Annotated in this window: 11 protein-coding genes; 8 read left to right on the top strand and 3 right to left on the bottom strand. The window is 60.9% G+C overall.

The genetic code is table 11. From position 1 onward, the window contains the following. The 5 genes from A3736_RS14120 to A3736_RS14100 form a co-directional block, all read left to right on the top strand. Positions 1 to 387 (top strand): IS5 family transposase (locus A3736_RS14120; RefSeq protein WP_156502140.1); only part of this gene is annotated, 387 nt, incomplete at its 5' end. Positions 388 to 480: 93 nt separating this feature from the next. After that, complete coding sequence (locus A3736_RS14115; RefSeq protein WP_067684278.1) at positions 481 to 1,650, top strand: glycosyltransferase; 1,170 nt, start codon at positions 481 to 483, stop codon at positions 1,648 to 1,650. 39 nt (positions 1,651 to 1,689) lie between these two features. Beyond that, positions 1,690 to 2,163, top strand: coding sequence for an MgtC/SapB family protein (locus A3736_RS18295; RefSeq protein WP_197465616.1), 474 nt, complete (start codon positions 1,690 to 1,692; stop codon positions 2,161 to 2,163). A 166-nt stretch (positions 2,164 to 2,329) separates the two neighbouring features. Further along, entirely contained in the window at positions 2,330 to 2,725 is a 396-nt protein-coding gene (locus A3736_RS14105) for a cupredoxin domain-containing protein (RefSeq protein WP_067684272.1), read from the top strand. Positions 2,726 to 2,973: 248 nt separating this feature from the next. Further along, the gene (locus tag A3736_RS14100) at positions 2,974 to 5,118 is read left to right on the top strand and encodes a TonB-dependent siderophore receptor (protein ID WP_037569529.1); all 2,145 of its coding nucleotides are present in this window, start codon (positions 2,974 to 2,976) and stop codon (positions 5,116 to 5,118) included. 65 nt (positions 5,119 to 5,183) lie between these two features. Here the strand turns inward: A3736_RS14100 and A3736_RS14095 are convergent, their stop codons facing one another. Further along, complete coding sequence (locus A3736_RS14095; protein WP_037569531.1) at positions 5,184 to 5,639, bottom strand: hypothetical protein; 456 nt, start codon at positions 5,637 to 5,639, stop codon at positions 5,184 to 5,186. 471 nt (positions 5,640 to 6,110) lie between these two features. Between A3736_RS14095 and A3736_RS14090 the strand changes: the two genes are divergently transcribed. Together A3736_RS14090 and A3736_RS14085 are read left to right on the top strand one after the other, a co-directional pair. After that, the gene (locus A3736_RS14090; protein ID WP_082731248.1) at positions 6,111 to 6,785 is read left to right on the top strand and encodes a YgjV family protein; all 675 of its coding nucleotides are present in this window, start codon (positions 6,111 to 6,113) and stop codon (positions 6,783 to 6,785) included. Continuing rightward, on the top strand, positions 6,782 to 7,375 hold the full coding sequence (locus A3736_RS14085; protein ID WP_082851512.1) for a GNAT family N-acetyltransferase: 594 nt from the start codon (positions 6,782 to 6,784) through the stop codon (positions 7,373 to 7,375). The genes A3736_RS14090 and A3736_RS14085 overlap by 4 nt, the downstream gene beginning before the upstream one ends. Before the next feature lie 4 nt (positions 7,376 to 7,379). Here the strand turns inward: A3736_RS14085 and A3736_RS14080 are convergent, their stop codons facing one another. Further along, entirely contained in the window at positions 7,380 to 8,102 is a 723-nt protein-coding gene (locus tag A3736_RS14080) for a DUF6118 family protein (RefSeq protein WP_067684266.1), read from the bottom strand. 303 nt (positions 8,103 to 8,405) lie between these two features. Between A3736_RS14080 and A3736_RS14075 the strand changes: the two genes are divergently transcribed. After that, positions 8,406 to 8,657: a hypothetical protein gene (locus A3736_RS14075; RefSeq protein ID WP_067684263.1), complete on the top strand. Its 252-nt coding sequence runs from the start codon at positions 8,406 to 8,408 to the stop codon at positions 8,655 to 8,657. A gap of 88 nt (positions 8,658 to 8,745) precedes the next feature. On the opposite strand, the gene A3736_RS14070 is transcribed toward A3736_RS14075, so the two are convergent. Further along, positions 8,746 to 9,174, bottom strand: a 429-nt coding sequence (locus A3736_RS14070; protein WP_082851511.1) for an IS5 family transposase, incomplete at its 5' end; no start/stop codon positions are given.

The following is a 9,174-nucleotide window of genomic DNA, read 5'->3' as shown; positions in this document are numbered from 1 at the left end:
AGGTGCGATGCCAGAGGCTTGCCCCTCGGCTTCGTGCTGACACCGGGGCAAGCGCACGATGTGCAGGGCTTCGCACCGCTGTTCCGCATGATAACTGACCGGATCGAGGCCTTCCTGGCTGATCGGGGATACGATGCCGATGCGATCCGCGAAGAGATTGAGGCGGCGGGCGTCGAGGCGGTGATCCCGGCCAAGGCGGGCCGGCGTAATCCCGCCGCGCATGATCGCGCGAAATACAAGTGGCGCAACCTGATCGAGCGACTGTTCAATAAACTCAAGAACTGGCGACGCGTTGCGACCCGCTACGACAAAACCAAGGAATCCTATCTCGGCTTCGTCGCGCTCGCCTCAGTCAAACTCTGGATACCCTTTGTCCACGAAACCTAGACGCTCTGGTAGGATTCATCGGCGCCGCGCTGATTTGCCTATTTATAGTGCAAACCTTGCTAGTGGCTAGAACACTTGCTCGTGTCGATTCAAATGCGGATCGTTGATGTCAATGAGTACTACTGCCCGACAGGAGGTGGGGTTCGAACGTACATCGACCGGAAAATGCGACTCCTGGCTGATCTTGGTCACGAACTTATTGTCATCGCACCCGGCCATGAGAATCGTCTCGAACACCGCCCCGGCGGGGGGCGCGTTTTCTGGGTAGCCGCACCCCGCCTTCCGTTCGACCGAAGCTACGGGATGTTCTGGGATGGGGCTCCGGTAACGGCACTGCTCGATGAACTAAATCCCGACGTCGTCGAGACAAGCTCGCCGTTTCGCCCCGCATGGATCGTCGCCAACTGGAGAGCGCCCGCAGCTAAAGTCTTCTTCGCACACAATGACCATATGACTGCCTACGCGCAGCGTTGGGTGGGACGACTGGCCTCGCGGCAAAAAGTTGAGAGTTGGTTTGGGTGGTACACCCGCTACCTTGCTCACTTCCTCGACAGGTTCGATGCCTTTGTCACGAATGGCAGGACGCTCGACCGTTGGTATTCCGGCCGCGGACTTCAGGTCGATGCACCGCTTCCGCTCGGCGTGGAAGGCGGCGTTTTCGCCCCGCATCTTCGAGATGAACAACTACGGGCAGCGCTACTGGGCGAGTGCCACCTTCCACCTTGTGCGCATTTACTTATCGGGGTCGGGAGGCATCACCCGGAGAAGCGCTGGCCGATGGTTATTGATGCGGTTGAACAAGCCGGCCAATCGGCTATTGGGCTCATCCTCCTTGGCGACGGCGTCGATCGACCCAAAATCTTCAGCCGCGTCGCTGGCAATCCCCACATCCGGCTGTTTAAGCCGATCTTCGAGCGTGAGCGATTTGCATCCGTGTTGGCTAGCGCAGATGCGCTCGTGCACGGATCGGATACCGAACCTTTTGGTCTCGTTGCCTTAGAAGCCATCGCGTCAGGGCTGCCGTTGATTGTTCCTAACGAGGGAGGGTCAGCGGAATTTGCAGCACCAAGCCATTCCGAATCCTATAATGCGCGTGACGCGAAATCCTGCGCAGCGGCGATCCTGCGCCTGTTGGCGCGGGATTCCGTACAGTTACGTTCCGCAACCCTGGATGCAGCAGGAAGAGTTCGTACGGATCTCGATCACCTAATTGACCTACTGGATTATTATAATCAGCTACTCTTACGACGATCGATTTCATGATAAATTTCGCGAAAAAAAATGAAGCAAGGGTTGTAGTCATTGACGTATCTTACGGAAAACATTCCCTGGTGGCTTGATATAGCGCGCATCCTACTGGCAGGGTTGCTGGGTGTCATAATTGGCTGGCAACGTGAGCACCACGGCAGGGAAGCCGGAATCCGAACCTACATGGCTGCTTCGCTAGGAGCCTGCGCCTTCGGACTTGTGTCGAACGCCATCGGGGACCAAGGTCGCATCTCTGCGGGAATTGTTACTGGAGTAGGATTCATTGGCGCCGGCATCATCCTGCGCGACGCTGGGCGCGTGACGGGGCTCACAACGGCAGCTACGCTCTGGGCGTCTGCAGCGGTCGGGTTAAGCGCCGCGTACGGGATCTATCATCTGGCTGTCATAACCGCTCTGATGCTTCTTTTGATCCTTGAGCTGCCTCGCATGCCTGGGTGGACGCGGGTTTCGCACCGAGCCCGCTTGCATGTACACCATTCGGATTCCGACGACGAACCTACTCGATGAACATCACCTTGCACGCCGAAGCAGGCCAATCGGCTCGGAATCTAGCGCCGTGGAAGTTGGAATTGACGTCCCTTTCTCGGGATTTTCGCTTCGATGCAGCTTTTGAACGGCCAAATGAGCCTGCGGCTCAATCCGTGCTATGATACGCTTGTACTGGGGATGTTCGATGCGCTCGCTAAGCCTCGCTGTTTGCGGCCTTCTTCTCGCGGGGCCTGGCTTTGCTCAATCGCCGAACTGGTTGAACGCCCGGACGATCGAAATCGACATGAAGAATTTCGCTTTCGTTCCAGCCACGATCACGCTTCAACGCGGTGTTCCCTACCGCTTGCGCTTTGTTAACACGGCAGGGGGCGGCCACAATTTTGTCGCCAAGGCCTTTTTCGAGCAAGCCACTATTGACCCTGCCAGCCGGTCGACGATCAACAAGGGTGAGGTCGATCTGGGAGGCGGAGAAAGCGGGGACGTGCGCCTGGTTGTCAACCGGATCGGAACCTACGACGTGCATTGTTCGCACTTCATGCACTCGATTTTCGGCATGAAAGGCAAGATCGTCGTCCGGTGAGCGTCACTGGCTCGGCTCTCTTCCATGTCATGGCTGAGGACGTTCGGCGTAATGCAACGGCAAAGCCAACTCAGGCTCTGATAAGTGATCTCGTCGGGCTTCGTAACATTGCCGTAGTCCGTTTCGCTGGTCTCATATTTTAGAGAGCAAGCCAACGGGCCCGACAGCGACCACCCCGAAGGGCTATTGCGACGCACTCTCAAATCACCTATTGCGTTGGTTGAGAGAGATTCGCAAAAGGGTCAACGGTGAGAAATCTTGGTATTGGAACTGCACTCGGCTTCGGGCTGCTCACCGTCCCGGCAATGGCTCAAGACCAGTTCCTGCCGGGACCCGGCAGCACCTCGCAAACGATCATCGTGACCGGCGTCCGCGACGGCTATCAGATCGATGCGACCAGCACCGCCACGCGCACACCGACCGAGCTCAACGATGTCCCCCAAGCGGTCTCGATCATCACGGAAACGCAGATCGACGACCAGGCGATGCGCTCTATTGCCGATGTACTACGCTATGTCCCCGGCGCCGTAATCTCCCAAGGTGAGGGACACCGCGATCAGATCATCCTGCGCGGGAACAGCAGCACCGCAGACTTCTTCGTCGATGGCTTGCGTGACGACGTGCAATATTATCGCGGCCTCTACAATGCAGAGAGGATCGAGGTTTTGAAAGGTCCCAACGCGATGATCTTCGGGCGCGGCGGCGGCGGGGGCGTGATCAACCGCGTCACCAAGCGCCCTGTCGCCAACGCCTTCATCAGCGGCAGCGGTTCGGCGGACACATATGGCGCATGGTATGTCGACGCCGACATCAGTCAGCCACTCAGCGAGTCCGTCTCCACCCGGATGAACGCCGTTTACGAGGAGTTCCGAAACAATCGCGACTTCTATGACGGGCGCCGGGTTGCGATCAACCCGACCGTCGCGCTCTCGCTCGGCGGTGCGACTCGGATCGATCTGGGCTTCGAATATAACAGCGACAAGCGAACGATCGACCGAGGCGTCCCCTCGGCCGTCCAGGGCTCGCTCACGAGCCCATCACGTCCGCTTACCGGCGTCCGCGACACCTTCTTCGGTGTGCCGGGGTTCAACGTCAGCGATTTCGAGGCCAAGGTCCTAAATGGCCGCGTTGAGCACCGCTTCAGCGACAATCTGACCCTGACCAGCCGGATCCTGTACGGTGATTATGACAAGCTCTATCGGAACGCCTTTGCGGTAACCCCGGTCACGCCGCGCGGCGGCGTCCGCAGCGTCGGCCTCGAAGCGTATAGCGATCCCACGACGCGCACGAATCTGCTCAACCAGAACGACCTTGTGTGGACCGTCACCACCGGCCCCGTTCGCCACGTGCTGCTCGCCGGCTTCGAAGTTAGCGACCAGCGCACGCGCAACCAGCGGATCAACGGCTTTTTCGGGGGTGGCGATATCGTCAATGGGGGGCGGCGCGTCTTTGTCGGGTTGGCCGACCCGATCACGGTGCCGCCGGTTACGCTGCGCACCGCCGCCAACACCGGCTACCGGTCGGTCCGCACGAACGCCGACGTCACTGCCTTCTACGTGCAGGACCAGATCTCGATCGGCGACCATGTCGATGTCATCGGCGGCGTTCGCCGCGACCGCTTCACGCTCAACGTCGACGACCTGGTTGCCGCACAGAGCTATAGCCGCACGGACACCCTGTGGTCTCCCCGAGTGGGCGTGGTGCTCAAGCCGGTGCAACCTGTCTCGATATACGCCAGCTATAGCCGGTCCTTCCTGCCGCAGTCGGGGGATCAATTCTCATCACTCGATATCACTAGCGCTGCGCTGGAACCGGAAAGGTTCGACAACTACGAGCTTGGCCTCAAGTGGGATATCCTGCCCACGCTGAACCTGACGGCCGCCATCTACCAGCTCGACCGCACCAACACCCGCGCGGCCGACCCCAACGACGCCGCGCGGACGGTGCTGACGGGTGCTCAGCGCAGTAAGGGGTTCGAACTCGGCCTTAGCGGTGCGATCACAGCACAGTGGCAGATCAGCGCGGGCTATGCGCTGCAGGACGCGACAATTCGCAAAACGACGAGTGTCGCCCCGGCCGGGCGCGAGGTTCCGCTGGTTCCCAAACAGCAGGCTTCGCTGTGGACCCGCTACGACCTCACCCCTCGCCTTGGGGCCGGGGTCGGGGTCTATCACCAGTCGAAGAGCTTCACCTCCATCAGCAATACCGCCATCCTACCCGCCTTCACGCGCGTCGATGCCGCGGCATTCTTCAAGCTCACCCCCCAGATCGAGGCGCAAATCAACGTCGAGAATCTGCTTAACAGCGATTATTTCTCGTCCGCCTACAACGACAACAACATCATGCCCGGCGCGCCGACGACGGTGCGCGCGACGGTTAGAATGAGGTTATAACGGCCAACTTGGTCGGTTGCGAGCATATGAACCTTGCAAAAGTTGGTGAGACGCCGCTGGCCGGTTTAGAAACCAGTCTTCGCCGATGGATCACAGGACTGGCGCATGAACTCCAGGGCATCACCGACGCGGCGCACCGCGTCGTTGTCCCCGACGAATATATCGAGACCCTCGTAGGGCTGCGCGCCCCCTTTGATCTCCACCGACGCCTGGGGCGCGTTGGCCGAGTAAAGCGGTCGGATCGCAACCACCTGATCGAGTTTCACGCTGAGGGCGCTTTTGTCGGCGAGCGTGAGCGTAACGAGGCAACCACCTTTCACTCCTACGCTCGTGATCCTGCTGCTCCGCACGAAACCCGGCCAAGGCTTTGCGACGGCTGTGCCGCGGGTCAGCATGTCCTGGATGAATTTCGAAGCACCCGCCACGGTCCGTGGCGCGGCAGGCACCGCTTGCTGAGCCGCCACGGGCGCGGCGCTGCCGAGCGAAAGTGCGCAGATCAATAGGTGAGGACGAAGGAGCATCAGTGAACTGTAGCCGACCCTAGTCTTGCGTGGCAATAGGGAAAGGCGGTGCGGGCGCCCGATGCCGCGCAGGAAACAACGGCACGCCACCCCTGTGATGGCCGTAGCCGTAATCACCTACGTCGAGCTGAAGAAGGCAATTCGCATAGCTCTCCGTTCCAGGCTGGAAGCCATAACTCGCACACGCCGCCCGATGGCGAGCGGCCATTTCTCGCGGACTGACACAGCCAGAAAGCACGAGCGACGTCGAGATGGCGAGAAGCTTGAAAGCGTCACGCACCATTGTCCTGGTCCAAACACGGGCGGAACCCAAAGGGAAGAGCGCCGCCCTAGGCGCAGAATGAACCAGTCCGCAACAAAAGCCAAATGCCATTGTGGCCGGGACTCGCGATGGGAAAGCGGTCGACAACAACGTCACATTAACCTTCTTCCTTCACGGTGGAAGCCGGACCAACCCCGACGCGAGCATAGATGTCGCTTTTCCTCGATCAGACGTTTGCGAGCACCGGGTTAGCTGCGATCCTATTCGGCATCGTCGGCCTCGGCTGCGTGGTGAGCTGGCCGCTCCTACCCTCGCGCCGGGGAGCGCTCATGGTGCAAGGCACCGGCGCGTGCGCCTTCGCGCTGCACTTCGCGCTGATCGGCGCGCCTACCGCTTCGGCCGCATGCGTTCTTTCCCTGATGCAGCTCACCGTCGCGCTGGTGGTTCGTGACCGGGTTGCCAAGCTCGCGCTCGACGGCGCGACGTTGCTCGCGCTGCTATTGCTTACCGTGGCGACCTGGCATGGGCTCCTATCCGGCCTTGCCGCTTGCGGCGGGGCTGCTTCCTTCATGGCACGGACCCAGCGATCAACGACGCGGATGAAGATGGTCTTTCTCGTGGCCGCCCCCTTCTGGCTGGCCCACAATCTTCTCATTGGCGCACCGTTCGCCTTGGCCGTTGATCTTGTATCTGTCGCAGGCAATCTGCTTGGGCTTTTTGCCTTTTGGAAGCGGAAACAGCGTGGAGCGGACGGGCCACGCAGCCTAAGCTGTCCGACGCAGCTTTCCCCACGTCACGCTTTCCGCTCTGGTCACCTATCCCTCGGCAAACTCGCGATTCCAAAGCGCGCGCGCGCGTTACAGGGAGCCCAAGTCTTCACATGACACAGGCGATATACGCGCCCCCACTCCCGCCGGCGCGTTCGATAGCTCAAGTAGGCGGAAAGCGGAGTTGGAGCGAGCCACGCCCGGCGAACCTTGCCGACGCTAAAGCTTTGGTACGCTTGAAGATCGCCCTCGCTCGCGAAGCGGAACATATGATCTTCGATGTCCGAGATCGAGGGGAACTCCTGCGCCGCACAACTGTGGAGCTGAGCGCCGCCGTAGCCGGCGAACGAGGCATCTTCGTCCTGCAACGCATAGGCGACCTCGTCGGCTACATAGATGTGCGGAGCGTGTGCATCGAAGGCGCTGCCGAATTTGCCTCGTTTAATCTGGCTATCCGGACACGGTGGCAGGGACGTGGGCTCGGAACAAGTCTGGTGAAATCCGCCGAGGAATGGGTACGTCGCCGCAGGATACCTTTCCTGATCTTCCACGTTGCTGTTCGCAACGACCGGGCGTTCGCACTCTACCAACGGCTTGGCTATACCGTGTGCGGAGATGTGGTGGCGGCCAACAAAGAATCGGGCGTTGTTGGCGATTACTACGCGATGGGCCGAATGCTCGATGCCGACGAAGTTGCCCTAGCGTGATGCATTAACGACTATCTTGTCCATCCGGCCTGACCCTGATCGTGCATCGCACCGTCTCGCGCGCCCGGGCTGCGGCTTTGCTGCACCCCTCAATCGTTTTGCGGTTGGCCGTCACGATCCTGTCGGCCGCGACGACTGCGCGGAACGCGGCCGGGTCGGCGCTCTGCATCATCCGCTGACCGGCCTCCCAACGGGGCATGTCGAGCGTCCGCGCCGCCAAGCGCGCGGGCCATTGCCAGCTCGCCGGCGCGATCTCGCGCGCGACAAAACCCGGCACGATCGCCCATGCGACGACGCCGATCGCCACCCCGCCCAAGCCAAACCATAGCTGCCGGTTCTTCTGCTCGGCCAGTGTCCATGCGGACCCGGCGATAGCGCGAAGCTCGGCCATGACGCGGGCCTTGTCCTCACCCGCCTTGGCGAGCGCCGCCTGGTCCTCGCGCCGGGCCGCGCTGCCCGCCGCGGCGATCCGCTGCGCCATCTGCTCCGGCGTCATCGCCAGCGCCGGACTTCGCGCGATCACGTCGTTGATGGCCGCGATACGGTCGGCCGTAGCGTCCACGCCCTTCTGCATCCGCCCCAACGTCTCGGTATAGTCGGGAAAGTCGATCGCGCCGCGCTCGGCCGCCAGACCCTCCACGGCGCGGCGCAATAGCGCCAGCTCGACGCACATGGCCTCGAACGCCTCGGCTGCGTCGGTTCCTTGGCTGTTGTCCTCGTCCGTCACCCGTCCCCCTTACCGGCTCATGCCACGATCGCGGTTGCGGCCTTGTCCGACCCACTGCGCCAGCTCCTGCCCGATCGACCGGCCCCGCTCCATACTCAACGCCAACTCGGGCGCGCGACGCTTCAAGATGGATTCGAGCTGCGGGTCGCGGTGCAACCCGCCCGCGATGCTCTCCATGCGCTTGCCGAGCCGTTCCACACCCGATCAAAGATCATGGGGCGCGAGGGCTAATGCGCCTTGCCGCGTAGTATCTTGTAGGCAGGCCGGCCGCCTCGCCATCACCGCAAAAAGATTGGATAGCTCATGATCAGAACGAAATTTTCTGGCAAGCTGCTTCACGCTGCCGCGGCCATCGGCATCGTCACCGCGGGTGTGAGCGTCGCTTCGGCACAGACAAGTGGCGGCTCGATGGCGGGAATGAAGATGGGCCCAGACTCCAAGATGGACGTGAAGAACAAAAAGACGGCGTCAAAAAAGGTGGTTGCCAAGAAGGCCTCGCACAACGACGGTTCTCATAAGGGCGCGCATCACAAGGCAGCCTCTAAGCCAAAATGATATAGCTGTAATTGTCAGCGCGTCGCCGAGATTGATCCAGGCAACCTGCTTACTATGATAAGAGAACAGTTAAATAATGACCGATATTCTAGGTTTCGTGGACAAAGGGTATCCAGAGTTTGACTGAGGCGAGCGCGACGAAGCCGAGATAGGATTCCTTGGTTTTGTCGTAGCGGGTCGCAACGCGTCGCCAGTTCTTGAGTTTATTGAACAGTCGCTCGATCAGGTTGCGCCACTTGTATTTCGCGCGATCATGCGCGGCGGGATTACGCCGGCCCGCCTTGGCCGGGATCACCGCCTCGACGCCCGCCGCCTCAATCTCTTCGCGGATCGCATCGGCATCGTATCCCCGATCAGCCAGGAAGGCCTCGATCCGGTCAGTTATCATGCGGAACAGCGGTGCGAAGCCCTGCACATCGTGCGCTTGCCCCGGTGTCAGCACGAAGCCGAGGGGCAAGCCTCTGGCATCGCACCTTGCGTGGAGCTTGGTGGTGAAGCCGCCGCGCGATCGGCCAAG

Source organism: Erythrobacter sp. HI0063 (assembly GCF_001635685.1).
Taxonomy (GTDB): Bacteria; Pseudomonadota; Alphaproteobacteria; order Sphingomonadales; family Sphingomonadaceae; genus Qipengyuania.
Note: the sequence above shows the minus strand (reverse complement) of the source record. Positions and strands in the feature narration are given on the sequence as shown.

Coding starts and splice junctions, on each gene's coding strand:
- A3736_RS14115 (WP_067684278.1), top strand. CDS start 481: ATGCGGATCGTTGATGTCAATGAGTACTACTGCCCGACAGGAGGTGGG.
- A3736_RS14105 (WP_067684272.1), top strand. CDS start 2,330: ATGCGCTCGCTAAGCCTCGCTGTTTGCGGCCTTCTTCTCGCGGGGCCT.
- A3736_RS14095 (WP_037569531.1), bottom strand. CDS start 5,639: ATGCTCCTTCGTCCTCACCTATTGATCTGCGCACTTTCGCTCGGCAGC.
- A3736_RS14090 (WP_082731248.1), top strand. CDS start 6,111: ATGTCGCTTTTCCTCGATCAGACGTTTGCGAGCACCGGGTTAGCTGCG.
- A3736_RS14085 (WP_082851512.1), top strand. CDS start 6,782: ATGACACAGGCGATATACGCGCCCCCACTCCCGCCGGCGCGTTCGATA.
- A3736_RS14075 (WP_067684263.1), top strand. CDS start 8,406: ATGATCAGAACGAAATTTTCTGGCAAGCTGCTTCACGCTGCCGCGGCC.